Source organism: Alkalicella caledoniensis, assembly GCF_014467015.1.
In the GTDB taxonomy this organism is placed as follows: domain Bacteria; phylum Bacillota; class Proteinivoracia; order Proteinivoracales; family Proteinivoracaceae; genus Alkalicella; species Alkalicella caledoniensis.
Window position 1 is genome coordinate 326,290 of the sequence record NZ_CP058559.1, and the last position, 25,835, is coordinate 352,124.

The 25,835-nt window shown below is 35.7% G+C and carries 25 protein-coding genes; 3 read left to right on the forward strand and 22 right to left on the reverse strand.

Annotation, left to right across the window (positions count from 1 at the left end; all coding sequences use genetic code 11):
- Positions 1–71 precede the first annotated feature (71 nt).
- The 13 genes from mtaB to HYG86_RS01730 all read right to left on the reverse strand — a co-directional run bounded on the left by mtaB (position 72) and on the right by HYG86_RS01730 (position 13,686).
- Positions 72–1,367, reverse strand: a complete 1,296-nt coding sequence (gene mtaB, locus HYG86_RS01670) for a tRNA (N(6)-L-threonylcarbamoyladenosine(37)-C(2))-methylthiotransferase MtaB (protein WP_213167235.1) — start codon at positions 1,365–1,367, stop codon at positions 72–74.
- 1 nt (position 1,368) lies between these two features.
- Complete coding sequence (locus HYG86_RS01675; RefSeq protein WP_213167236.1) at positions 1,369–2,106, reverse strand: 16S rRNA (uracil(1498)-N(3))-methyltransferase; 738 nt, start codon at positions 2,104–2,106, stop codon at positions 1,369–1,371.
- A gap of 1 nt (position 2,107) precedes the next feature.
- Complete coding sequence (gene prmA, locus HYG86_RS01680) at positions 2,108–3,028, reverse strand: 50S ribosomal protein L11 methyltransferase (protein ID WP_213167237.1); 921 nt, start codon at positions 3,026–3,028, stop codon at positions 2,108–2,110.
- A gap of 33 nt (positions 3,029–3,061) precedes the next feature.
- A complete protein-coding gene (dnaJ, locus tag HYG86_RS01685) occupies positions 3,062–4,198 on the reverse strand; it encodes a molecular chaperone DnaJ (RefSeq protein WP_213167238.1) in 1,137 nt (378 codons plus the stop codon).
- A 140-nt stretch (positions 4,199–4,338) separates the two neighbouring features.
- Positions 4,339–6,165, reverse strand: coding sequence for a molecular chaperone DnaK (dnaK, locus tag HYG86_RS01690; protein WP_213167239.1), 1,827 nt, complete (start codon positions 6,163–6,165; stop codon positions 4,339–4,341).
- 44 nt (positions 6,166–6,209) lie between these two features.
- A complete protein-coding gene (gene grpE, locus HYG86_RS01695) occupies positions 6,210–6,761 on the reverse strand; it encodes a nucleotide exchange factor GrpE (RefSeq protein ID WP_213167240.1) in 552 nt (183 codons plus the stop codon).
- A gap of 15 nt (positions 6,762–6,776) precedes the next feature.
- Positions 6,777–7,808 (reverse strand): heat-inducible transcriptional repressor HrcA, encoded by a 1,032-nt coding sequence (gene hrcA / locus HYG86_RS01700; protein ID WP_213167241.1) that lies wholly within the window; start codon positions 7,806–7,808, stop codon positions 6,777–6,779.
- A 107-nt stretch (positions 7,809–7,915) separates the two neighbouring features.
- The gene (hemW, locus tag HYG86_RS01705) at positions 7,916–9,007 is read right to left on the reverse strand and encodes a radical SAM family heme chaperone HemW (RefSeq protein ID WP_213167242.1); all 1,092 of its coding nucleotides are present in this window, start codon (positions 9,005–9,007) and stop codon (positions 7,916–7,918) included.
- Entirely contained in the window at positions 9,007–10,809 is a 1,803-nt protein-coding gene (gene lepA / locus HYG86_RS01710) for a translation elongation factor 4 (protein WP_213167243.1), read from the reverse strand. The genes hemW and lepA overlap by 1 nt, the downstream gene beginning before the upstream one ends.
- Before the next feature lie 24 nt (positions 10,810–10,833).
- Positions 10,834–11,121 carry a hypothetical protein gene (locus tag HYG86_RS01715; protein ID WP_213167244.1) on the reverse strand — a complete coding sequence of 96 codons (288 nt, stop codon included), beginning with the start codon at positions 11,119–11,121 and terminating at the stop codon, positions 10,834–10,836.
- A gap of 17 nt (positions 11,122–11,138) precedes the next feature.
- Positions 11,139–12,176 (reverse strand): stage II sporulation protein P, encoded by a 1,038-nt coding sequence (gene spoIIP / locus HYG86_RS01720; protein ID WP_213167245.1) that lies wholly within the window; start codon positions 12,174–12,176, stop codon positions 11,139–11,141.
- Positions 12,177–12,353: 177 nt separating this feature from the next.
- Positions 12,354–13,346 carry a GPR endopeptidase gene (gene gpr / locus HYG86_RS01725; RefSeq protein ID WP_213167246.1) on the reverse strand — a complete coding sequence of 331 codons (993 nt, stop codon included), beginning with the start codon at positions 13,344–13,346 and terminating at the stop codon, positions 12,354–12,356.
- A 13-nt stretch (positions 13,347–13,359) separates the two neighbouring features.
- Positions 13,360–13,686, reverse strand: a complete 327-nt coding sequence (locus HYG86_RS01730) for a phage holin family protein (protein ID WP_213167247.1) — start codon at positions 13,684–13,686, stop codon at positions 13,360–13,362.
- A 218-nt stretch (positions 13,687–13,904) separates the two neighbouring features.
- Between HYG86_RS01730 and rpsT the strand changes: the two genes are divergently transcribed.
- Positions 13,905–14,168 carry a 30S ribosomal protein S20 gene (gene rpsT, locus HYG86_RS01735; protein WP_213167248.1) on the forward strand — a complete coding sequence of 88 codons (264 nt, stop codon included), beginning with the start codon at positions 13,905–13,907 and terminating at the stop codon, positions 14,166–14,168.
- 154 nt (positions 14,169–14,322) lie between these two features.
- On the opposite strand, the gene holA is transcribed toward rpsT, so the two are convergent.
- From holA to pyrR, 3 genes are all read right to left on the reverse strand, one after another.
- Entirely contained in the window at positions 14,323–15,351 is a 1,029-nt protein-coding gene (gene holA, locus HYG86_RS01740; protein WP_213167249.1) for a DNA polymerase III subunit delta, read from the reverse strand.
- Between the two features lie 9 nt (positions 15,352–15,360).
- Complete coding sequence (locus tag HYG86_RS01745) at positions 15,361–17,571, reverse strand: DNA internalization-related competence protein ComEC/Rec2 (RefSeq protein ID WP_213167250.1); 2,211 nt, start codon at positions 17,569–17,571, stop codon at positions 15,361–15,363.
- A gap of 489 nt (positions 17,572–18,060) precedes the next feature.
- The gene (gene pyrR, locus HYG86_RS01750) at positions 18,061–18,609 is read right to left on the reverse strand and encodes a bifunctional pyr operon transcriptional regulator/uracil phosphoribosyltransferase PyrR (protein ID WP_281391303.1); all 549 of its coding nucleotides are present in this window, start codon (positions 18,607–18,609) and stop codon (positions 18,061–18,063) included.
- Positions 18,610–18,844: 235 nt separating this feature from the next.
- On the opposite strand from pyrR, the gene HYG86_RS01755 reads away from it, so the two are divergent.
- Entirely contained in the window at positions 18,845–19,648 is an 804-nt protein-coding gene (locus HYG86_RS01755) for a cell wall hydrolase (RefSeq protein ID WP_213167251.1), read from the forward strand.
- A gap of 150 nt (positions 19,649–19,798) precedes the next feature.
- On the forward strand, positions 19,799–21,736 hold the full coding sequence (locus tag HYG86_RS01760) for a molybdopterin-dependent oxidoreductase (RefSeq protein WP_213167252.1): 1,938 nt from the start codon (positions 19,799–19,801) through the stop codon (positions 21,734–21,736).
- A 127-nt stretch (positions 21,737–21,863) separates the two neighbouring features.
- On the opposite strand, the gene speE is transcribed toward HYG86_RS01760, so the two are convergent.
- From speE to rsfS, 6 genes are all read right to left on the reverse strand, one after another.
- Complete coding sequence (speE, locus tag HYG86_RS01765) at positions 21,864–22,685, reverse strand: polyamine aminopropyltransferase (protein ID WP_213167253.1); 822 nt, start codon at positions 22,683–22,685, stop codon at positions 21,864–21,866.
- Between the two features lie 75 nt (positions 22,686–22,760).
- Positions 22,761–23,357, reverse strand: a complete 597-nt coding sequence (locus HYG86_RS01770) for a helix-hairpin-helix domain-containing protein (RefSeq protein ID WP_213167254.1) — start codon at positions 23,355–23,357, stop codon at positions 22,761–22,763.
- 447 nt (positions 23,358–23,804) lie between these two features.
- Positions 23,805–23,993: a DUF1858 domain-containing protein gene (locus tag HYG86_RS01775; protein ID WP_213167255.1), complete on the reverse strand. Its 189-nt coding sequence runs from the start codon at positions 23,991–23,993 to the stop codon at positions 23,805–23,807.
- An 18-nt stretch (positions 23,994–24,011) separates the two neighbouring features.
- Positions 24,012–24,698 carry a Crp/Fnr family transcriptional regulator gene (locus HYG86_RS01780; RefSeq protein WP_213167256.1) on the reverse strand — a complete coding sequence of 229 codons (687 nt, stop codon included), beginning with the start codon at positions 24,696–24,698 and terminating at the stop codon, positions 24,012–24,014.
- 67 nt (positions 24,699–24,765) lie between these two features.
- Positions 24,766–25,482 carry a methyltransferase domain-containing protein gene (locus HYG86_RS01785; RefSeq protein ID WP_213167257.1) on the reverse strand — a complete coding sequence of 239 codons (717 nt, stop codon included), beginning with the start codon at positions 25,480–25,482 and terminating at the stop codon, positions 24,766–24,768.
- Between the two features lies 1 nt (position 25,483).
- Positions 25,484–25,831, reverse strand: coding sequence for a ribosome silencing factor (gene rsfS / locus HYG86_RS01790; protein WP_213167258.1), 348 nt, complete (start codon positions 25,829–25,831; stop codon positions 25,484–25,486).
- Positions 25,832–25,835 lie beyond the last annotated feature (4 nt).

Here is a 25,835-nt window from a genome sequence, read left to right on the forward strand (position 1 = left end):
TAGTTTCTTAGTTTTAGTTTTTAGCTGTTAGTTGAACCATTTTTTTAATTTTTGTGATAAAATAGGTTTTTTTAAACAAGCTTCCCCAATGCCTTGTGGTCGATAATTTCTGTTATTTCTACTTCTCTAATTTTACCTAATAGTGTTTCATCCCCTATTACTCGTACTTCAATATAGTTTGATGTATGTCCTTCAATATATTCGTCACTTTTCTTTTCAAATAAAACTTCAACTTTATTACCTATAAAACTATTGATGAACTCTTTTTTAAGTTCTAATCCAAGATTCATCAGTTCAGTACTTCTCCGCTCTTTTATAACGTTGGGTATTTGATCATTGAATTTACTGGCAGGGGTGCCTTCTCTGATGGAGTACTTGAATACGTGCATATCTGAAAAGTTAGCTTTTTTAACAAGATTCATAGTTATATCAAAATCTGTCTCAGTTTCTCCTGGAAACCCTACCATGATATCTGTAGTTATAGCTACATCTTTTTTAAGGTCCCTAAGTTCATTTATTACTTGCAAGTAAAGGTCTGTTGTATATTTTCTGCCCATTAAATCCAGTATTTTATCACATCCACTTTGAAGGGGCACATGGAAATGGTTGCATATATTACTAGAGGATTTAATGGCCGTTAATAAATGGGTATTAAAATCAGTTGGTTCTACAGAGCTTAGTCTTACTCTGTTTAGGCCTGAAATTTTATCTAGTGAGTTAACTACATCTGCCAAACTTACTTGGCTATCAAGGTCACGCCCATATGAACCTAAATGTATGCCAGTAAGGACAACCTCTTTATACCCCTCTTGTACAAGCTTCTCACAGTCTAAGATCACTTCCCCGAGCTCTTTACTCCTTATGGGGCCACGGGCATATGGAACAATACAATACGTGCAAAAGTTGTCGCACCCTTCTTGTATCTTAAGTGTAGCCCTGTGTCGCTGCCTAAGGGTAGCAAGGGGCAGGGAGTGAAATTCATTTAGTTCATGACGTGGTGCCACTAGAATTTTACTGCCTTGTTCTTCAAGGCGTTGTTCCACTAGTGTTACCATGTTGTGCTTTTGATTATTTCCTACAATCAGTCCCACCCCAGGTATTTTTGCAACCTCTTCACTGGCTGTTTGTGAATAACAGCCAGTAACAGCTATCAAAGCTTGTGGGTTAAGCCTATGGGCCCTTCTTATCATTTGTCTGGATTTTTTACTACCAACCTGTGTTACTGTGCAAGTATTTATAACATATACATCTGCTTTTTCAGAAAAATCTACAATTTCATAGCCTTTTTGCTGAAATAGTTCCATTATGCTATCTGTCTCATCTTGATTTACTTTACATCCTAATGTCATGAATGCAACTTTTCCCATATTAAACGCCTCCAAGCTCTCCGAGGATATACATTACTGTTGTTGTGGCTGCTATGCAAGCTGTTTCTGCCCTTAAAATTCTTTTACCTAATGTGATTGGATGCCCATTTTTTAAAAAATCTATCTCTTCTTTGTCTAACCCACCTTCTGGACCGATAAATATGATTATTCTACCTTTAGTGTCTGCTAGGATGTCCCTTGGGATAGTTTTCGATGTTTCTTTTTCCCAAGGTATTAGAAGAGTGTCATTTTGTTCAATTTTTTGGGCAAATTCTTTTAGGGAGTTAAAAATATGTATCTTAGGTATTTTTAACCTACCACTTTGCTCAGTAGCTTCTTTGGCTATCTTGAAGAATCTTTCTACTTTTTTATCATTTTTCTTTTCACTGACTATTTTAACTATGGATCTTTTTGTTATAACTGGCCACAGCTCAGTTACACCTAACTCTGTGGCTTTTTGTATTACCCAATCCATTTTTTCACCTTTAAGGTATCCAAAGGCTAAGACCACTTGAGCTTTTGGCTCACTGGTATTTTGTAGCTGCTTTTCTACCCTTAATACCAGATCTTTTTTTGATTGTGAAGAAACCGAGGATATATATTCCTCGGTTTGGTTGAAAACAATGATTTGATCGTCTTCTTTTAACCTTAGTACCTTAGTTATATAGTGGTGTTCTTCCCCGGTAATAGTTAACTGGCATCCTAAGCTTAAATCTTGATCAACAGATAATCTAAACATGTTATCCCATCCTTTGGGCTGTGATTGCTACCCATTCTCCGTCTATTTCTATATCTTTTATTGCATAGTTATAATTGTTTAGGCATTCTATAATATCCCTTTGCCTATGCAATATTATACCCGACAAAACAATAAATCCATTGTCTTTTAGCACTGAATGTGTTTGTGGTATCAGGTTTAGTATCACATCAGCAATGATATTGGCCACTAAAATATCACATTTTGGCAGGTCTTTTGACAGTAGATTGCCTTCTTTTATTTCCACTTTGTCTTGCACTTTGTTTAGTTCAACATTTTCCTTTGCACATTTTACTGCTTGTGGGTCGATATCTAACCCTATAACCTGTGCTCCAAAAAGAGCAGCAGCAATGGAAAGAATTCCTGAACCACAGCCTACGTCTATACATTTATCCCCTTCATTAACCAAAGTACTTATTTTTTTCATACACAGGTTTGTGGTTGGGTGTGTTCCAGTACCAAAGGCCATGCCAGGATCTAGTTCAATTACTTTTTCACTGGGTTTTGGGGTGTATTCTTCCCACCGAGGTTTTATTACAAGTTGAGGAGTGACATGGACTGTTTTGTAGTATTTTTTCCAATGATTTTCCCAGTCCTGTTCAGAAACTTGAGTGGTTGTAACACTGAACTCGTCAGATTCCTCTAAGGAAGCTACATAACTTCTGATGGCTGATAATGTATCTAGCATTTGTAAATTTGTGGGCAAGTAGCATTTTAAAGTAACTCCTTGTGCTAATACATGTACCTCTTCACTGTAATAATCCCATACTTTACTTTCGATATATTTTTCTACAGTTTGTTGATCTTCTATAACTACTCCGCCTACACCCATTTCATGAATAAAGTTACATATCGCCTCTGAATATAGTGGTTCTGTGTTAATCTTTACTTCTAACCAGTCCAAAACAGTCACTCCTTTAATTTGCTTTGCTGGAGTTTAGGAATTTTTGTTTAAAGCATCCTTCACTCTATTGAATAATCCCTTTGGGGCACTTTCTACACTTTCTCCCCGAATCTCAGCCAGCTTTTTCAGCAATTCTTTTTCTTCTTCCCCTAGTGTCTTAGGAATCTCTACGTTAACTTTAACGTGTTGATCCCCTCGTCCTACTCCACGCAAGTAAGGGATGCCTTTTCCACGTAGTTTAAACATGGTTCCGCTTTGGGTGCCAGCAGGAATTTTAAGTTTAGCTTTACCATCTAGTGTTGGTACTTCTATACTAACACCTAAGGCTGCTTGTACGTAGCTTATTTCCTCTTCGATAAGTATTTCGTTTCCGTGGCGGGTAAATACCTCATGGGGCTGTACATTTATAAATACATATAAATCACCTGGTGGTCCACCTTTGTCTCCTGGCTCGCCTTCATTTTGAACCCTAAGCCTCGAGCCATTGTCAATACCAGCTGGAACTTTAATGTTAATGGTCTTATTAACTTGTTTTTTTCCCCTGCCGTGACACACTGGGCATGGGTCCTTTATAATCGAACCTTCCCCATTACATTGGGTACAAGTTCTTGAATTTACGATTCTGCCAAAGGGCGTGTTTTGAGCATATTGAACCTGTCCAGCTCCTTTACAGGTTGGGCATGTTTTTACAGAACTTTGAGTTTTAGCCCCAGTTCCTTCACACTTTTTACATGTGCCCATTTTTTGTAAAGTCACTTCTTTTTCTACACCAAAGGCTGCTTCTTCAAAGCTAATTGAAATATCATAGCGCAGATCAGCTCCCCTTTGTGGGCCACGTCTAGCAGTTTGATTAAATCCTCCTCCAAAGAAGGATTCAAATATGTCTTCAAAACCTCCAAAACCTTGTCCACCGAATCCCTGACCTCCAAAGCCTCCCTGACCTTGGCTTGGATCTTGATGCCCAAATTGATCGTAGAATTGACGTTTTTGAGAATCAGAAAGGGTCTCGTAAGCTTCCTTTGCCTCTTTAAACTTGGTCTCAGCTTCTTGGTCCCCTGGGTTAACATCAGGGTGGTATTTTCTAGCCATTGTTCTATATGCTTTTTTTATCTCATCTTGGCTGGAGTCTTTTTTGACACCTAGCACGTCGTAAAAATCTCTTTTGCTCATAGCCTCTCACCTCTATATCCGTTTCAAAGAAAATTTATCATAGTTAGGACAAAAAGTCAAAGCACATATATGTGCTTTGACTTAGGTTGTAGACAAAGGTGGATCAAGTAGTTAATTACTTTGTCACAACTAAACTTGAATTATTCTGATATGTCTTCGAAGTCAGCATCCACAACGTTGTCATCCCCAGAATTTCCTGGTTCCCCTTGTTGGTTATCACCGGCTTCTTGTTGTGTTTGTTGGTAAAGTAGAGATGATAGTTTATGAAGCTCTTCTGTTAAGCTTTCTGAAGCGGTTTTGATAGCTTCATAGTCTTCACCTTCAAGGGCAGTTTTTACTTCAGTAATTTTACCTTCAACTGTCTCTTTTTGAGCAGCATCTACTTTATCTCCAAGATCTTTCAGTGCTTTTTCTGTGCTGTAGATTAAATTATCAGCATTGTTTTTAATTTCTATTTGCTCTTTGCGCTTTTTATCTTCTTCGGCATGTTGTTCTGCTTCTTTTACCATGTTGTCGATTTCTTCGTCACTTAATCCACTGGAAGAAGTGATTGTGATTTTTTGTTCTTTTCCAGTACCTTTGTCTTTAGCAGAAACATTTACAATACCGTTAGCATCAATATCGAAAGTAACTTCAATTTGTGGTACTCCCCTTGGTGCTGGTGGGATACCATCTAGGTTGAATCTACCTAGGGTTTTGTTGTATTGTGCCATTTCCCTCTCACCTTGAAGAACGTGGATATCTACACTTGTTTGACTATCGGCAGCTGTAGAGAAAATTTGGCTTTTAGATGTTGGAATAGTAGTGTTTCTTTCAATTAGCTTAGTGAATACTCCACCAAGGGTTTCGATACCTAGGGATAGTGGGGTCACGTCTAGTAGTAATACATCTTTAACCTCACCAGCCAGTACTCCCGCTTGAATAGCAGCACCTAGAGCTACTACTTCATCTGGGTTTACACCTTTACTTGGCTCTTTGCCTAGTTCCTTTTGAATGGCTTCTTGTACTGCAGGTATTCTTGTGGAACCACCTACTAATAGTACTTTGTGAATATCTTGTGCTGAAAGACCAGCATCTTTAAGGGCTCTACGAACAGGTGTCATGGTAGCTTCAACTAAATCAGAAGTAATCTCGTTGAATTTAGCCCTAGAAAGGTTAATATCTAAGTGAGCAGGTCCTTCCGCTCCAGCAGAAATAAATGGCAGGTTAATGTTAGTTGTTGTAACACTGGAAAGCTCAACTTTTGCTTTTTCTGCAGCTTCTTTTAAGCGTTGAGTAGCCATTTTATCTTTGCTTAGATCTATACCACTTTCTTTTTTAAATTCAGAGACTAAGAAGTCCATTACTTTATCATCAAAGTCATCTCCACCTAAACGGTTGTTACCACTTGTTGAACGCACTTCAAATACACCGTCTCCTAGTTCAAGGATACTTACATCAAATGTACCGCCACCTAAGTCAAATACAAGAATTGTTTGGTTGTCATTACCTTTATCTAGACCGTAAGCTAGAGCTGCAGCTGTAGGCTCATTGATTATTCTAAGTACTTCAAGGCCTGCAATTTTTCCTGCATCTTTAGTTGCTTGTCTTTCACTGTCAGAGAAATAAGCTGGAACTGTGATTACTGCCTGTGTTACTTTTTCACCTAAGTAATTTTCAGCATCTGTTTTAAGTTTTTGTAGGATAAATGCAGATATCTCTTGTGGTGTATAGCTTTTGTCGTCGATATCTACTTTATGTGCTGTTCCCATATGCCTTTTGATGGAGCTTATAGTTTTATCAGGGTTTGTTATGGCTTGCCTTTTAGCTGTTTGGCCTACCAGTCTTTCACCTGTTTTAGAAAAACCAACTATTGAAGGTGTAGTTCTGTTACCTTCTGCGTTAGCTATAACGGTAGGTTCTCCACCTTCCATAACTGCAACCACTGAGTTTGTTGTACCTAAATCAATACCAATAACTTTACTCATAAATATATACCTCCTAATTAACTTTGTTTTTATGTGAGTATATTTTAAGAATTAACCTTAACCATTGCAGGTCTTATGACTTTATCCTTAAATGTAAAACCCTTTTGTAGTACTTCCACTATTGTGTTTTCTGGAAGGTCTGGGTCTTGCATATTCATAACCGCATCATGGTAGTTTGGGTCAAATTCTTTATTAACACTTTCAATTTCTTTGAGTCCTTCTTTTTCAAGGATATCCATAAATTGTTTAAGGATCAGTTCTATGCCTTCCTTAAATTTGGTGTTTTCTTTTTCACTGTCTAGTGCTCTTTGGAAGTTGTCTATGACAGGGAGTAGTGTTTTTACTAAATCAGCATTTGCTGAGGTTAGAAGGTCTACCCTTTCCTTTACACCCCGCTTTTTAAGGTTTTCATAGTCTGCTTGCAATCTTTGCATTCTGTTGAAAACCTCTTGTTTTTCCAGCTCTAGCTTTTCAAGTTGATCATTTGTTTCATTTGCCTTTGGAGTCTCCTGATTTTCTTCGGATTCTCCTTGGCTGTTGCTTTTTGGCTCTAATTCTTCTTGTTCTGCTTTTTGTTCTTTTTGTGTTTCCTCCAAAGCTTTCACTCCCTTTTAATCTGTTAGCATATCAAAATTCTTAGAAAAAAAGTCTAGAATTCTTATTACTTTACCATAATCCATCCTTTGAGGACCTATTATCCCAATCTTTCCTGCAAGTTGCCCATGAAAGTTGAAACTTGCAGTTATGAGACTACATTGTCTAACTTCACTTATTACTAGTTCATCCCCTATCTTTACGGAGATATCTTGTACTGAGTCATGGGGATCTAGCAAAGATAATAATAGATTTTCTTGTTCAAAAACTGATAACAATTCTTTAATCATACTTAGATCATTAAATTCTGGTTGTGTTAGGAAGTTTGATGTACCTCCAGTGACCAGCTTAGACTTAGTGTTTTCATCTCTTAAGAGGGAGTTTAAAACTGTGCTAACAAATTCTGAAAGTATTGGCGACAGATTAAAACCCTTCGTAATTTCCTCTAATAGTTGATGATGATTTTTATTGAGTTTCTTACCTAATAGTTCTGACCTCAAAACATTTAAAATAATTTCAATTTCCTCTTGTTTGAATGAATAGTTGAAATTTATTTTTTTGTGTTGCACTACACCAGAATCGGTGACAAAAAGTATAAGACCTTCTTTTTCGTTTAATTGAACAAAATCAAGGTGTTTTAACACCATGGAAGGAGAAGGTGTACTCATGATTACTGATGTATAATTGGTTAGGGTAGATAGTATTGAGGCTGTTTCTTGGATTATCTGGTTAAGGTCGTCTAACTTATCAGTGTAGAATTTCTTTATTTGTCTAATTTCCTTTTCCGCTATAGCCTCTTTATCCAATAAACCATCCACAAAAAACCTATAGCCCATTTGACTTGGGATTCTACCAGCTGAAGCGTGGGGTTGCAGTAAAAATCCAAGTTCTTCTAAGTCTGCCATTTCATTTCTAATGGTGGCCGGACTTAAGGAGATGTTATGTCTTTTTACCAAGGTCCTAGAACCTATAGGTTCTGCTGTGTTGATATAATCCAAAATTATGGCTTTGAGTATACTCTGTTTTCTGCTATTTAGATTACCTCTCACCTGCAACGCACCCCCTTGGTATTGTTAGCACTCTAAGTCAATGAGTGCTAATCCTAATAAAAAAATATCATTTTTTATGGTAAAAGTCAATATTTGCTAGTGATTTTTTACAGAATTTCACTAATTATTTCGTTGGATATGACAAGTCCTTTTTCTGTTAGTACTAATTTTTCACCTTTGATCTTAGCTAAGTTATTTTGCAATAATACTTGTAAGTATTCATCTTTAACATCTTTTAAGGGTATACCTTCTTCTGTTCTTAGGAGTAGCATCTTATGTTCGTATCTCATTTCCTCAGGTGTCAGAATTTCTTTAAGTTCAACTGGAATTTTACCTTCTTTTATTTTATCCATATAAATTTTAATATCATGGGTATTTGAGTATCTTGTGCCTTCAATCTTTGAATGACTACTAACACCAAGTCCAATATAATCTTTATATAGCCAATAATTAAAGTTATGTTCTGATTTTAATTTATCTTTAGCAAAATTTGATATTTCATACTGATGGTATCCATTTTGAACAAGATATTTTACACCTTCAAGATACATTGTACTTTCTATGTCTTCATTGGGTAATTCAGTAAGGTTTTCTTCTACCATATTACTAAGGACTGTGCCTTCTTCAATTTGAAGTCCGTAAAATGATATGTGTTTTACTCCTATATCCGTAGCAATTTTTAATGTTTGCATTAAAGAATCAAGGGTTTGATATGGTAGACCAAAGATTAAGTCTAGGGAAATGTTTGAAAAGCCTGTGGCAAGTGCAAGATTTATAGTGTTTATTGCATCTTCTTTGCTGTGAATCCTGCCTATATTTCTAAGTTCTTCATCATTGAAGCTTTGAACACCAACGCTTAGTCTGTTTATACCTAAGTTTAGATAACTTTCAAGTTTGGCTTGATCAACTGTCTTAGGGTTAACTTCTATGGTAAACTCACTAATGTTTACTGGGTCAATATATTTGAATAGGCTCTTTGTGATTGAACTTAGATTGTCTATAGATAACAAACTAGGAGTACCTCCACCAATGAAAATGGTGGACCACTCCTTTTGTTTGAGGACTTCTTTCTTTAATTCTATTTCTTGCAATAGGCTTTTTACATACTCATCCTGACTGTCTAAGCATGTGTAGGATGTGAAGTCACAATAATGACACTTCTTTACACAAAAGGGTATATGAATGTAGATACCTGCCATTATTCTAAGCTCAGTACAGCCATGAAGGCTTCTTGGGGTATTTCCACACGTCCTACCTGTTTCATACGCTTTTTACCTTCTTTTTGCTTATCAAGAAGTTTACGCTTTCTTGAGATATCTCCACCGTAACATTTTGCAAGTACGTTCTTTCTCATTGCTTTTACGGTTTCCCTAGCTATAACCTTTTGTCCCACTGCAGCTTGTATTGGAACTTCAAACATTTGTCTAGGTATTATCTCCCTAAGTTTGCTTGCTAGGGCCTTACCTCGGGCGTATGCTCTATCTTTGTGAACAATCACTGAAAGGGCATCCACTAGTTCAGCGTTTAGTAGTATGTCTAGTTTGACTAGGGTACCTGGTTTGTAGCCTAAGAATTCGTAATCTAAGGAAGCATAACCACGGGTCTTAGATTTTAGATTGTCAAAGAAGTCATAGATTATCTCACTTAGTGGCATCTCATAAAGGACCATGGCTCTTTTTTCGTCTAAATAGTCCATGGTTTTAAAAATACCGCGTTTTTCTTGACATATTTCCATAACTGCACCGATGTAGTCACTGGGTACTATTATATTTGCCTTAACATAAGGCTCTTCTATACGGTTGATCTCTCCTGACGGCGGGAGATCTGCTGGGTTGTCCACCCTTAGCATTGTGCCATCTTCTTTATATACATGGTAGATAACACTAGGTGCCGTTGTAATGAGATCTAAACTGTATTCTCTCTCAAGTCTTTCTTGGATTATTTCCATGTGTAAAAGACCAAGGAAACCGCATCTGTATCCAAATCCTAAAGCGATGGATGTCTCGGGCTCATAAACCAGTGCAGCATCGTTAAGGCTTAGCTTATCTAATGCATCCCGTAGTTCTTCATATTCACTGGAATCAACAGGGTACAAACCACAGTAGACCATAGGGTTTGCTTTTTTGTAGCCTGGTAGAGGTTCTTTTGCGGGTTTAGATACTTTGGTAATTGTATCACCTACTCGGGTGTCCTTTACGTTTTTGATACTGGCTACTATAAATCCAACATCCCCAGCAGCAAGCTTATCAACTGCTACAGGAGCTGGTCTAAATACACCTGTCTCTGTGACTTCGAATTCTTTACCTGTATACATCATTTTTATTTTGTCGCCTTTTTTTACAGTCCCCTCAACTATACGAGTATAAACAATAACCCCTTTGTAGTTGTCAAAATGGGAATCAAATATCAATGCCCTAAGGGGCAATTCGTCATCAGCATCTGGTGCAGGAACATTTGCCACTATAGCTTCTAGTATATCCTTGATACCAATTCCTTCTTTAGCAGATGCTAGCACTGCTGTTTCGCTATCTAGGCCTATTACATCTTCTATTTCTCTTTTTACTTTGTCTATATCTGCATTAGGTAAGTCAATTTTGTTGATTACTGGAATAATTTCTAAGTCGTGTTCTAAGGCTAGATAGACGTTTGCTAAGGTTTGAGCTTCAATACCTTGTGCAGCATCTACAACTAGTATTGCACCTTCACAAGCTGCTAAACTCCTTGACACTTCATAAGTAAAATCTACATGTCCTGGAGTATCAATTAAGTTGAGTTTATATATTTCACCGTCGTCGGCTTTGTAGTCTAATGCTACTGCCTGAAGTTTTATGGTAATTCCTCTTTCTCGTTCAAGATCCATCTGATCTAACACTTGCTCTGACATTTCCCGTTTAGATAGTGTGCCTGTGTACTCTAATAAACGGTCAGCAAGTGTTGATTTTCCATGGTCGATATGTGCGATTATGGAAAAATTACGGATTTTACTTTGATTCATGGTCATCCTCCCCGTATTTGCGTATACTTACTAAATTATAGCATAAATTTTTTCCTTAACAAGGGGGTAATTGATATCTATTATTACTGGTATTTTAATATTTCTATCCAAGAAGGAAATTTTTATGTGCTTTTTGGTTCTTTCTATGTGAATTTTTGTTTTTATTTGTAATCGGGGTACGAAGTATTGTCCAAAGTTTATGGTGTTATTTTGTGAATCAATCCACATAAACTTTTCCATTTCTCCGTACTTGGCTTCTAAGGCCGTATTCACTAACGAAAAGCATACAAATAAAATAAGAAGACCCAGTGTTAACATATTTATCTTTTTGCCCATTATTCACCTAAGGCTTTGTTTATTATTTCAGCAAGTGGTCCTACTGTGTTAATAGCCTCATCTAAAGTATTCCAATGTCCACCTATTTCTATAAGTGTCATTTTCTCGTTGAGATTCTGATTATAGTTTCCTAGCTCTTTAATGACAATACCCCTAGATAGAGATGGATAAAGCTCTCCAGAAATTCTATTTAGATTGTCTGCCAGTTGATAGTTAGCTCGCCAGTTTTCGTGCCTTTTGCCTACTACAAACAATAGTTTGCCCATTTTTACTCCATCTATCTCTGTTGTTACAACTCGTCTACCTTCTTCTGAACTTTTTCCTACTCCATCCCTATGTAAATCTATTATTAAATCAAATTCACCACCCTGCAGGGCTTCTTTTACAGTATTATTTGATCTCCTGTAGGATTCTGAGTAAGGGGCTATGCTATGGTGTGTGGTATTATGGATTACATTAGCACCTTTATTTTTCAGTGCCTGTGCTAATTCTTCCCCTACTTTGGCAATTGTTTCATCAAAGTTAGTGGTGTGAGGTGTTCCAGATGTAGGGACAAATGCTTCAGTTGTATGGGTATGATATATCAATACATTTTTACCATGGAGGGATTTCTCCCCCGTAGGGTCTTGTGGTTCTACTGGATCTTCGGGGTCAGCTGGTTCTTCTATGGGTGGCGGTGGAGAAATAGGAGGTGTTACAACTTGTACGTAATCAAATTGACCAAATACGGGAATTTGCTTACTTATCATAGTTGATGGTTTTGTTAAGTTTATTCCAGCTAAAAGATTAAGGGCCGATAGGGACATATTGTCTCTTATGACATCTTCTTCCCTGGGCATGAATGTTTCGTATAGGGGAACTGATTGGGCAAGGTATTCTCTGTATAGATATGGATACTTAGGTATGATATGTGTTGCCAATGCCCATACTACACACATAAATCCTATACACAGGGTTACTGTTATATAGTCTATTTTTGATTTAGAGCGACTTTTTTTATTTCTTTTTCTAAACATTTTTTTATTTTTATAGTTCATTTTATCACCTCGAATTTTACTCTGCTTAATTATGTTTATTCTCAAGGTTATAAAATTTGCATGTTTTTTTAAAAATATTTTAGTACATGTAGCTGCCGACGGCAATAAAAAAGCGTGGGCTCTTTGGACATGTAAAAAAAGCAGACCACGTGGTCTGCTTGAACTTGAGCATGTGTATTAGTATAGGTGTTTTGTGGCATCTTGGAAATCTATTATGGGGTGTAGTGCTGCGTTTATTCCTCCCGCTATTACTTCGCTTATGTCAATGACTAATCTATCCACTTCTTTCGGTGTCACTATGAGGGATCCTAAATTATCATTTAATACCTCTGAAATGAGTTGTTCCTTTTCAGTGCGGTCTAAGTCCTTTAGAATATTATAGAATTGACCCCCTTGATTTGTCACCTTTATTAAAGTGTCGATAACCATGTCCATTGTATCATTTGTAAGGGTTACTGCGTCCACAACTGTAGGTACTCCTATGGCTATCACAGGGACACCTAAGACTTCTTCAGTGATACCCTTTCTTTTATTACCTACTCCACTGCCTGGATGTATGCCTGTGTCTGCAATCTGGATAGTTGTATTTAATCTTGATACACTTCTAGCTGCAAGTGCGTCTACTGCAATGACAAGGTCGGGTTTAATTTTGGAAACTATGGACTCTATTATTTCGCTTGTTTCAATGCCCGTAATTCCCAAAACTCCTGGGGCTATAGCACAAACCGAGCTATATTCTTCATCATTTATATCATCGGGCATTATCTCTTTTAAGTGCCGAGTGATAAGGAGATTCTCCACTACTTTTGGTCCTAGAGCATCGGGTGTAACATTCCAGTTTCCTAACCCCACTATTAGAGCTAAGAAGTTTTCTTTATCTGCCGTTTTTTTAACTAAAGAGTTTAGCTCTTTAGCAAAAACCTGGCTTACTTGTTCTTCAAGGGAGCTGTTTTTTTGGCGCATGGATGGAATCTCTAATGTAATATAGTTACCTATTTGTTTTCCCATTTCATCTGCGGCCTGATCTGTTTTTATGGCTACCCTTTTAACGGAAATTGAGTTATAATCAGCATCTTCTACTTCAACTCCATCAATTGAATGTGTGCTTCCAGTTGTTGTTAAATACTCATGGGCCTCTATAGCTAAGTCTGTTCTTATCTGCTTGTGCAATCATTTCACCCCATTATCTTAACTGTGTTGGTACTACTGCATCGATCAATCCAATAATAAATGCCGCTAATAAAGCTCCAAAAATTGATACACTAAGTTGAGGCACGATAAATTGCGCTAGGTAAATAACTACTGCCGAGGTTATAAAACCAACTATACCTCTATTTTGTGGTGAAACATTTTTACCAAACAAAGTTTCTGCAATGTATCCTAGCACAGCTATAACCACTGCAGCAAGTAAAGCTCCTGTAAAACCTAATGCTCCAAAGCCAGGTAAAAAGAAACCTACGAACATTAAAACTAAAGCGGAAACTATAAACCTTACTATCAATCCTATCATATTAAAATCCTCCTTAAACTAGTGATTTTTTTGTAAGTGTAGTATACTTTTAATTTAGCCAACTAGCATGTTATATATGCATTTTCATGATTTATTTAGAAAAAAAATAAAAAAAATATAAACATAATCATATAAAATATTGCTTTTTTCCCGTGGTCATGATAAAATATGTTTGTTAAATTTGGTCGTTCTTTTTTTCTATGAAGGAGGTGACTTTAGTGCCTAATATTAAATCTGCTAAAAAGCGTGTAAAAGTTATTGCAACTAAAACTGCTCGTAATGCCAGTATTAAATCATATGTAAGATCAACTATTAAAAAGTATGAGACTGCTGTGGCAGCTGGTGATAAAGATGTAGCTTCAACTGAATTAGTTAAAGCAATCAGAGCTCTTGATAAAGCTGTAACTAAAGGAGTGTTACACAAAAACACTGCTTCTCGTAAAAAGTCTAGATTATCAAAAAAGCTTCAAGAAATCGCATAATTTAGAAAGTAAAGGACTCCCTGAGGGAAGTCCTTTTTTACGTTGGATCAGTTTAATCCTACCATGTACTTAAATTTGAGGCATGAAAAAAACCTACGTATTAATAATACGCAGGGTCTGGCATATGATGTTATGTATGTTTTTAAACTACCTTCTATACATAGTACAAATTGGTAAGCAGGAGTTCTAGTCCTTTTTGATAGTCTAGGACTCCTGTTTTTATTTTTATCTCGTATTCTGCTGCTAGCTCTATCCCTTTTTCTATGGAAGTTTTATTGAACTTTTCGCTTTGTTTTACCAGCTGGGATAAAGCATAAGGGCTATGGATTCCTAGTAGTTCACCCATCTGTTTGCTGGTATAGCCTTTTGATGTCAAGCTTTTGACTTTAGCAATATTTCGAAGTTGCTTTATTATCATAAAAAGTATCATCAGTGGAGCCTCGCCCTCTTGAAGCATTCCATGTAATGTTGAAATGGATTTAGTTAAGTTTTTGAATGCTATACTTTCAATTAACTTAAAAATGTTTTCATTTACTGTAAAAGAACAAATTTGCAAGTCTTCTTTTTCAAGTGTAGTTTTATCGCCCATGAAATTTATTAGTTTTTGTAGCTCATTTTCAATAAGATACATATCGTTTGGCAAATTAAACACTAAGGTATCCACTATGTTAGGGGGTATTTTCTTTTGGTTTTCTTCAAAAATTTCATTAATCCACTTTTTTATATCAAAAGTGTTTTGCTTTGCACATTCAACTACCTTGCCAGATCCCTTTAAAGTTTTAAAGAGTTTCTTCCTTTTATCCACTTTCTCACCTTCGATAATAATAACAATATTATTGAGGTTTTTATCGTCTCTTGTGAGATATTTGATTAAGTATTCATTTATTTCCTCTTCTTTTTTTGTTTGCTTTGCCTTTAGAATGTCACATCTCTTAAACATAATAACTCTCTTATCGGCCATAAATGGCAGTGTCTCAAGTGTTCCTATATACTTATTATACACTTCATCAGAAGTCAGTGTATCTATGTTATAGTCTTGGAAGTCTTCAAACCCTTCTAGACCCTTTTGATGTTGAAATGCTTCTGATAATATTTCATCAAGGGCTTTATTTATGAGATATGGTTCATCACCATAAATAAGGTAAGAAAAGTAATTCTGTTTTGCTTCATTTGCTTTCTCCATTTGATTTGGTCACCTCACATGATCTTTTACTATGAATCCTTTGTCTTTTATCTTTACTGACACCATACCAGTGTACTTTGTAATATGGTAGTTGGAATTTATGCCATTGAGCCTATCTAGGACTTCTTTCGATGGGTGTCCATAATTATTGTTTCCTACTGATATTATAGCATGTTTTGGTAGTGTTTTAGACAAAAATTCCTCTGAAGACGAAGTGGCGCTACCATGGTGTGCGATTTTTAATATTTCGACCTTTGGCAAAAGGTGAATGATATCTTTTTCAGCAGACTCGATGTCCCCTGTAAACAACACTTTGGTCTCTCCGTATTGTAAAAGCATCACTAAGGAAATATTGTTGCTTGGAGACTCATTTGGTGTGTATGTTGATGATGGGTGTAGCACTTCAATATTAAGTTTAGATACTGATAAAGAATCACCTTTTTTTACGTTTATGGTATTTGAGATTTGCCCTTCCACTTGTTTTTTTATGCTAGTGTATGTGTTAGTAAACATATTCTCGTTATGGGGTATTAGCAAGTTTTTCACTTCAATTTTGTTTACTATTTCTTTTAGAGCTCCTATATGATCATAGTGGGGATGTGTTAAAAATAAATAGTCCAGTCTTTGAATCCCCAAGTTTTTTAGCACAGGTACTACTACCCTCTGGCCGATATTTGTTCCAATGGTTCCACCGGTATCTATTAAGATATTTGTTCCTTTATGTCTAATAATTATGCAATCTCCTTGACCTACGTCTAGAAAATAAATTTCCACCTGGGGCTGGATGTATAGCACAGAACCAATAGCTATTGCAAAGCATAAAAGTAAAGCTAGTAGTTTTTTTGTACTGATTACTTTGTTTTTATGCAGGTAATATCCTATAATACTCAAAGCTACTATGCTAATTCCTAATAGCTTAACCAATGAAATGTGTAACCATATTGCTGTAATTTTAGACCAGATTAATATGTAGTTTGACAGTATTTCAATTGTTATTCGAAATATTCCTATTGGAAAAATAGCATAACACATTATTAGTCCTAGGTAAGGAGGTAAAACAGGCGCAACTAGTAGGTTTGATACTATTGAAAATATTGGTAGGCCCTTAAAATAGTAGTAGTTAAGGGGTAGTAATGCTATTTGTACTGATAATGTTATTTTAAGTATGTTTTGTATATACAAATTTTTTATTTTATCTAGCAATCTAAGTCGAGGGCTGATGTATGCTATTCCTAGCACAGCACCATAGCTGAATTGAAATCCCATATCCAGTAAAACAAGGGGGTTTAAAGTTATAAAAACTAAAGCTGTTACTTGGACAGATCTTGACAGACTGTAAGGATAGCCCATGGTCTTTGATATCATGTATATGAATAACATTGTAATGGCCCTAAGGGTGGATGGTTTGAATCCTACAAATACAGAGAAAACAAGGGCCATGAAAAAACCGGTAATATAAGATAGTTTTTTATTTCTAGTTATTATTGTTACAAGGTAAGCAAATATCATAAATACAATCCCAATGTGTAGGCCTGAAACAGCGGTGATGTGTATAAGGCCAGAATCTCTAAAACTTTCTATGTATTCATTGTCTATTTGATTTTTATCACCTAAGAGAATTGCTGGGGCAAGGCTTGCCCCTTTTATGTCTAATGTATTAAGTCTTAGCAGAGCCTTGCTTTTGATGTGAGTTATAGTAGTATTATTCTCTATTTTGCTTTCTAGTCTTTGGATGGATCCAGTGGTTTCACTTATATAACCATACCTTTTATATACATATTTGTTGTTAGGGTAGTATGTCCCCGGATTTTTATACTGGTAGAATTGTTTTACTTCCCCTTCGTAGCTGATTATGTCCCCTTTGGTATATTCCTTTTGAGAGTATAGTAGCAAACTATGACCTGGTTTTATTTTATCTGCTTTTGTTTCTAATATGGACAAAACATAATAATCTTCTTTTACTTCAATTATTTCCAAAGCTAAGTTTAATTTCTGTTGTTGTAAGTAGTTAGTTAGATTGTCAACGGTAGCTTTTTGGGTATATGATCTTGCAAATATAATAAGCAGGAATGTTATTGCTATAATTAAGGGAGCTTTGCTTTTTTTGTTTAGGAGTATGTATACACATATAGCCAATATTGCAGCAAGTAAAGGAATGTAGGTAATATCTACAAATGGAATTATAGCTGCTATAATGGCAGTTATTAGTATTATCCCCATGCTACTCCCCCCTCTCACCGATATTTTTCTCCCTTTTTCACCATTTTCCTTCTTTTTAGGAGAAAATTATTAACGTCAAAGGCGACCACCAGTATATAAGAAATTAAAACTTTTTGATTTATAAAAATAGTATTTTTTTAGCCACAGATCTACATGATCAATATGATCTTTTAAGTACATAAATATATAATTTCTTAAAGTTTATTATTAGTAGTTTTAATTGAGTTTTAATTGAGTTTTAATTGAAGTTAAATTGATAATTAAGTTTCGTTAGATTTTATAATTCCCTAAATCGTTTAAATCTGTTTTAATCCCAGTTAATCCGTGGCTAATCTTTTGCCTTTATCTTTTTTCCCTCAGATCATTTAGATCATGTAGATCTGTGGCCAAACTTTTGCCTTTATCTTTTTTCTCTCAGGATCACGTGAATTATGTTAATCAGTGGCTAAATTTATAAAAACAAAAGCTCACCTAGGTAGGTGAGCTTTTTTATATGAGTTCTTCTATAACTACTTCGTTTGTTTCATCGTATTCTTCAAGTTTAACACTAACTATTTCCTTTTTAGATGTTGGTACATTTTTACCAACGTAGTCTGCTCTTATGGGCAATTCTCTGTGACCTCTGTCTATAAGTACTGCCAGCTGGATGGATTTAGCTCTGCCCACATCTGTTAGGGCATCTAGAGCAGCTCTGACAGTTCGTCCTGTATATAAAACGTCATCTACTAATACAACTACTTTTCCTTGCAAACTAAATGGTATATCTTGCCCTTTAACCTGTGCATCTTCTACTTTGGTGCTCAAATCATCTCTATATAAAGTGATGTCTAAAACACCAACTGGAACTTTTTCTTCTTCTATTTGGTATATTTTTTCTGCTATTTTTTTTGCTATGGGTACACCCCTACGTTTTATACCAATGAGTACAATATCTTCAATACCTTTGTTTCTTTCTATTATTTCATGGGAAATCCTACTGATTGCTCTGCCCATGGCCTTTTCATCTAAGATCTTCGCCTTTTCAATGGACTTATCCACTTTATAACACTCCCCGCTATCTTTTATTTCCTAGAATATTACTATAACATGAAATTTTTGTCAACCAGCCTTACATTTGTTGGAATTTCAAAGGATTTTGAAGAATGATTATCTCTAGTTTACATAACTATACGTATTCTTTAGCTATTTAGCCCTAGATAAGGGATTTGCAGTTTGTGTTATGTAAACTAGTCGGTTATAATAGCTAAAGAATTCACAAAGGGAGGTAAGAGATATGTTAAAGAGTATAAAAAGATTATCTATAGCACTTATGGTCTCAACTATGGTTTTAACTACTGCTACTACTGCCTATGGTTTCAATTATACTATCCAACCTGGAGATTCACTTTTTAAGATCGGGCAAAACTTCGGAGTAACAATAAATGATTTAAGGGAAGCAAATAACATTGAAGGTGATTTAATTTTCGCTGGTGCAAAAATGTCAATACCTGTTGAAGAAGAAACTTATACGGTTGTTAAAGGCGATTCACTGTTTTTAATTGCTCAACGTTATGGTACTACTATTGATCAATTAAAAACCGTAAATAATCTAACTGGGGATGTTATTTATCCTAATCAGGTACTAACAGTTTCATCCACTAACCAAGTTCAAGCTGTTAAAGCTACAGAAACTACAGAAACTACAGTTACTCAAGCTAATACCGCAAATAGAATTATGCAAGTGACTGAAAAAGAAATGGACCTATTAGCTAGAGCTGTATACAGTGAAGCTAGGGGTGAGCCCTTTGACGGTCAAGTTGCTGTGGCAGCAGTTATTTTTAACAGAGTAAAGCACAATGAATTCCCTAACACAATTGAAGGAGTTATTTTTGAGCCATGGGCATTTACTGCAGTAAATGATGGTCAGTTCTGGTTAACTCCAAATGACAGTGCCTACAGAGCAGTGGAAGAAGCCCTAAAGGGTACTGACCCATCAGGTGGTGCAATATTCTACTACAACCCTGTTACTGCAACTAACCAATGGATCAGAACTCGTCAGATAATTAGAACAATCGGAAGACATGTTTTTGCTATCTAACTAAGAAAAAATCCCAGTGGTCCTAGCCACTGGGATTTTTTTATTATTCTATGAAAAGTCATTGCCCCCACAACCTCCTCCTTCTTCCTTACTTACATAGCAAAAACATGATATAATATATCAATATTACTTAGTCGGAGGTGTTTTTTTATGGGAGTTGTTAAGTCTGGGTGTCCTTTGGATTGTTGGGATGCTTGTAGCTTTAAGATACAGGTTGATGAAGCTGGTGATTTTACTGTTTTGGGTGATGATAAGCATCCTGTAACTCAGGGGTATATATGTAAAAAAGGACAGAAATTTTTAAAACAAAGATTGCATTCACCTGAAAGATTAAAAACTCCTTTACTTAAAAAGGGAGACGTACATGTACCTATCAGCTGGGATGAGGCACTGAAAATTTTTGCAGATAAAATCCAAGCTGCTCTGGACCAGCATGGACCTAAGTCAATAGCGCATTACTATGATTCTGGCGCAGGAGGTTTATTGAAGTCCCTTGAGCACCGTTTTTTTAACCTCCTAGGGGGCGTAACTGAACCTATAGGTAGTCTGTGTTGGGCTGCGGGAATAGAGGCTATTAAAAGGGATTTTGGCACTTACTACACCCATCATCCTTTAGATATGTATAACAGTGATAATATAGTGATATGGGGAAGAAATGTTACGGAAACAAACATCCATCTCCTTCCATTCATCAAAAATGCAAAAAAAATTGGAAAAACAATCATTGTAATAGATCCTAATAGAACAAAAATTTCCCAGATGGCCGATATATTTGTTGAGGTAAAGCCAGGTAGTGATGGGTTCTTAGCCTTTGCCATGATTAAAACTCTTTTAGAAAAAGGAGTCTCCCAGGAGTTATTGGCTAAATCAAATAACTTTGATGATCTTAAAAACCTTGTTAATAGTTATTCATTTGATTCTTTAGCTAGTATAACTGGTGTAGATTTAACCACTATCACTGAAATTACTAACAAATATCTTACAGGGAAAAGTAGTATTTATCTTGGCTATGGTATGCAGCGATATTACAATTCTGGCAATACCATTCGTGCAATTAACTCATTAGCATACCTAAGTGGAAATATAGGAGTTTCTGGAGGTGGAGTTAATTACGCAGACTCATTTGTATCTAAAAACATAAATAAATCCCATATGTTTTTGGAGCATTTAGCTGATACAAGATTTTTTCCGAAACCTCAATTCCCTCATTTTATTGAAAAAGAGAAAGACATTCCCATAAAACTTCTTTATATTTCACGGGCAAACCCTGTTGTAACCCTGCCAAACACCCAAAAAACAACAGACGTTTTTTCTTCTGTGGATTTTGTTGTATGTAGCGATATCGTTCATACAGATACAACAAAATTAGCTGACTTGATTTTACCTGCTACTACTTCTTTTGAGGAAGAGGATTTAATTTATTCTTCTATGTGGCACAGATATATCAATTACGTAATGCCTGTTGTTGATCCTGTTGGTGAGGCAAGACCTGAGTGGAGGGTTTTTGAGAGTCTTGCTGCTCTTTTAGGCCTTGATAACTATCCTAAACTTGAAGCTAAGCAATGGATTGAGCTTGCAATAGAACCTCTTAAAAAATTTGGTATTGATACAGATAAGTTAAAGAAACAATCATTAGCCCCCACTGATGAAAAACATATACCATGGGAAGATTTGAATTTTGCCACCCATAATGGCAAGTTTAATTTGCTAGATGAAGAAATCTTATTATTTAAAAATAGTAAGGATTATCCATATCTTTTCATGACTCCACATCCTAAGGATAGTCTTCATAGTCAATTTCAACACCATCTAGATTTAAAGGAATACCCTATGGTTTATATCAATCCTAAGCTTGCACAAGCTGAAGATTTAAAGACCGGTGATGTTATTGAAATTAGTAGTTCGGTGAATACTATCACTGCAGAGGTAAATGTAGTTGACTGGGTACACAAAAAAGTGCTGTTTAGCTACGAAGGAAGACCACTGAAGTACAAAAACACCCAAAATCTCATAACAGATGACGGTTTAACTGATATAGGTAATGGGACTACTATGTACGAGACTTATTGTAAACTGAGGAAGAAATAAACTAGGCACAAAAAGCCCAGAGACTAGAACGTATATTTATTAATACGCTCGAGTTGCTCTGGGCTTTTGAAGTACAAAAAAGATAAAGGTTATTCAGCAGCCTACCTTTGTGGTGGGCTGCTGCTTTTTATAGTAATTCTTTTATATACTGCGGCAGGAGAAATGCACCTTTTTGCACGTCTTCGTTAAAGTATTTTAATCCTATTTTTTTGTTGAGTGTCCTTGCTTTTTCTTTGGTATACCTTTTACTTCCTAAGGTAAATGTCCATGGTCCTATGGAGTATGTGGGAACTCCTGCGGTATATAGATATTGCACCGGGAAGATTTCCTTTATACCAGTGTATACATCAGTGATTAATTCTTTGTTAAATAATGGAGATTCTGTTTGTGCAACAAACAACCCATCTTCTTTAAGAATCTTATGTACAGATTTATAAAAAGATTTTGCGAATAAACCCACAGCAGGTCCTATTGGGTCAGAGGAATCGATTATTACTACATCGTAGTATGAAGTCTTCTCTTGCACAAATTTAAATCCATCAACATTTTGCACTGTAACTCTTGGATCTTCTAGACAACCTGCAAGTTCGGGCAGATACTTTCTTGCTGCGTCTACTACTTCTTTATCAATTTCCACAAGATCCACTTTTTCTACACTTTCGTGTTTTAGTACCTCTCGTACAGTACCACCATCTCCCCCACCTATTACTAGTACCTTTTTAGGATTCGGGTGGATACATAAGGGGATGTGAGCGATCATTTCATGGTAAATAAACTCGTCATATACAGTAGTTTGAATGATACCATCTAATATTAGTGCTCGACCAAAGTCAGTGAATTCCACAATGTCAATTTGTTGATATTGGGATTTTTTTGAGTAAAGTGTCTGCTCAACTTTCCATTTTACGTTGATGTTATCTGTTTCTCTTTCTGAAAACCATAATTGCAATGTCTTATGCCTCCTCTCAACTATTTACATTATTATATACTAACATAGGTTTTATTAAAGTGGCAATGCTATTTGTCAATTTACTGCTATTTTATCTTTAATCTGGGAGAAAGTGGCCGAGCCTATCCCTGACACCTTTTGAATATCATCTATACTTTTAAAAGGCCCATTTTGTTCCCTAAATTGGATTATTGCCGTAGCTTTTGCTGGTCCAATGCCTGTTAGACTTTCTAGTTGTTGTTGAGTGGCTATATTTATGTTTATCATCCCCTGATTTGATTCTTGTAATCCACTTTGTTCTTCTGTTGTTTCGTCATGAATGCTAGGGACAATAATTTTTTGCCCATCTTGTACAACCTGGGCAAGATTAAGCTTATCTATATCTCCTTCTTCGCTACTGCCACCTGCTAATTCTATGGCGTGTAGTACCCTAGCTCCTTGGGGCAGCTTATAAACTCCAGAATTTTTCACATTGCCGCTTACATGTACATATATGTAATGTTCTATTTGATTTTCTACATCTTTATTATCCCCAGCTGCTTCTTCGTCTGTTATTAAAGAGAGATTATCGCTGGTTCTACTTTGTAAGAATCCATATCCCCCCACTAGTATAACTAATAAAAAGATTATTATGGCTATAAAAACCTTATCTTTATCCATAGTAAAGTTCATGTTACGCACCTCCTTTTTGTCAGAATTCGTCAGATATTGTTAAAATCCTGCATGGGCTATGCTATTTTTTTTTGAAGTTAATACCACTAACTACACTAAAATTATAAAACATTTTGACACCATCTACACCAATCAAAACCAGACCAATTTGCACCAAGAGTTATGTAAGGTTGGTCTTAAGTAACCAGCACTTTACACTATTAATAGGAAAACTTATGAGACTAAAGATTAAAGACTTCTACTTAGCTCACCGTAACCTCTATATACTGTAACATGCTAGGTCATAATGCAATCTATTCAACGCAACATGCCGGGTCTTACAAATACTTTGGACTCCATCAAGTGTTAGGTTCATTTGACCTTAGACGTTTTTACCCTCAGGTTAATTTTACCCACAACATATCGCCCATAAAAAAACGACCCCAGACGGGATCGTTTTATTGGTTACTATAGAACTTTGTTTAAATCTTCGATTAGTTTGTCTACATCAATACCGTGAACCATTGCTGCTTGAGCTACTGACTCACCAGTTGCTGATGGGCATCCTAGGCAGTGCATGCCGTATTTCATAAAAACATCAGCTGTTTTAGGATCTTTTTGTAGTACTTCTCTAATGGTCATTTCTTTAGTTATCATTTGAAATTACCTCCTTTTTTATATCAATGCATAGGTTTTTAGCCTATCCATATCTAGCAAAATTATTTGTCCTTTACTCATTTCAATAACTTTTGAGTCTTTCAATTCCTTTAAGGTTCTAGTAACAGTTTCTCGGGTTGTCCCTATAAGGTCTGCAATCTCCTGTTGAGTTAGGGACACATCGATGTATATGCTGTCACCTTTTCTCTCAGAATTGTTACTCCAGTTAATAATAAGGGAGTAAAGCCTTCTTTTTGTATCCATGAGAGCTAATTGCTTTATTTTGTCTTGAGCATTTCTCAACCTTACAGAAATTATTTTGATTAAGTTCAAGGCAAGTTGAGGGTCAGTTTTGATCTGCTCTTCCAGATCATTGTTGTATAAAATTGCTATTTCAGAATCTTGGATTGTTATGGCTGTTGCTGGATAGTTTCCTCCATTGAACAATACAACCTCTCCAAAAACAGAGCTTTCCTTTACAAGCTTAAGTATATGTTCTTTACCTGAGCTATCAGATTTAGTTATTTTTACTGAGCCATTTATTAAGAAACATATTCCAAAAGCCGGCTGGTCTTCCAAAAAAACATAACTCCCTTTAGGGTATGTCCTTATTTTAAGCAGCTTTGTGATTACCTCTAGTGTTTCAGGATCAGCATTAGAAAATAGATCTAACTTTTTTACAGTATCAATTGTCAACTTTATCACCCATTTTTATTGTATCATAAAGTCTATGGATAAAGAAGAGATTGAAATCACATTTTTATTTTATTTTTTATATTTTACATACAAAAACCACACGTTCACTGTCATTTGAGGCACTGACCAATGTGTAATCATCGTAAATGCCTTCTATGCTAAATCCATGGTTTATTAGAATTTTTTCAATTTCTTTGACTGTGAAACCTTTCTGTCTGATAATAAGATCTTCTCTTATATAATACCCTAATTTGCTTTTTTCAAAAAAAGTTAATTCTAAGTTGGCTATATCTCTGGTTTTTAAGTACTTAGTTTTCCAGTAATATGTAATATCATCATAGTCCTCATAGAAAATTTGCTCTGACAGTTTTTTTAGTTTATGGCTTGTGCTAAAATCAAAAATCAAGGTTCCTTTAAGCTGCATGGATATGTTTTGAAAAAACATGTTTAGTTGTTTATGGGATAATAAGCTGTTTATACCATCACATGGACAGATAATATTTGAAAAACCAGCTAAAGATGCATTTATCATATTTTGATGATAAAAACCTATATCAAGGTTCTGCTCTACAGCTTTGCTTTTTGCTATTGTAAGCATTTGGCTGTTTAAATCTAACCCATGTACGTCTATGCCTTTTTTAAATAATTCAATGGTTAGGTTCCCTGTACCACAGGCCAGCTCAAGTGTAGGTTTGGTTACATCGATCTGGGATATAATAAAATCCCCCCACCGAAGGTAGGGGAAATCTGACATAAATCTATCATAGTATTTTGCTAAAAGTGAGTATCCCATCTTATATTGCTATTTCTACTGTTTTAGCACTACGCCAGAATTTTTCTAAGTCATAAAACCTTCTGGTTTCTTCCCTAAATAGATGTACCACAATGTCCCCGTAATCTAAAATGATCCATTCACCTTCATCTTGCCCTTGTTTTCTAACCACCTCAAACCCTATCTCTTTTAGTTTTTCTTCAACATTATCACTTAAACTTGAGATATGAGCCTTGTTATTACCAGTTGCTATAACGAAATAATCTGCTATTTCAGTTATACCTTGTAAATCTAATACCTTTATATCAACGCCTTTTTTATCGTCAATTGCTTTTACTATATTTTTAACACCTTCGAAAATCTTCTCCATATCT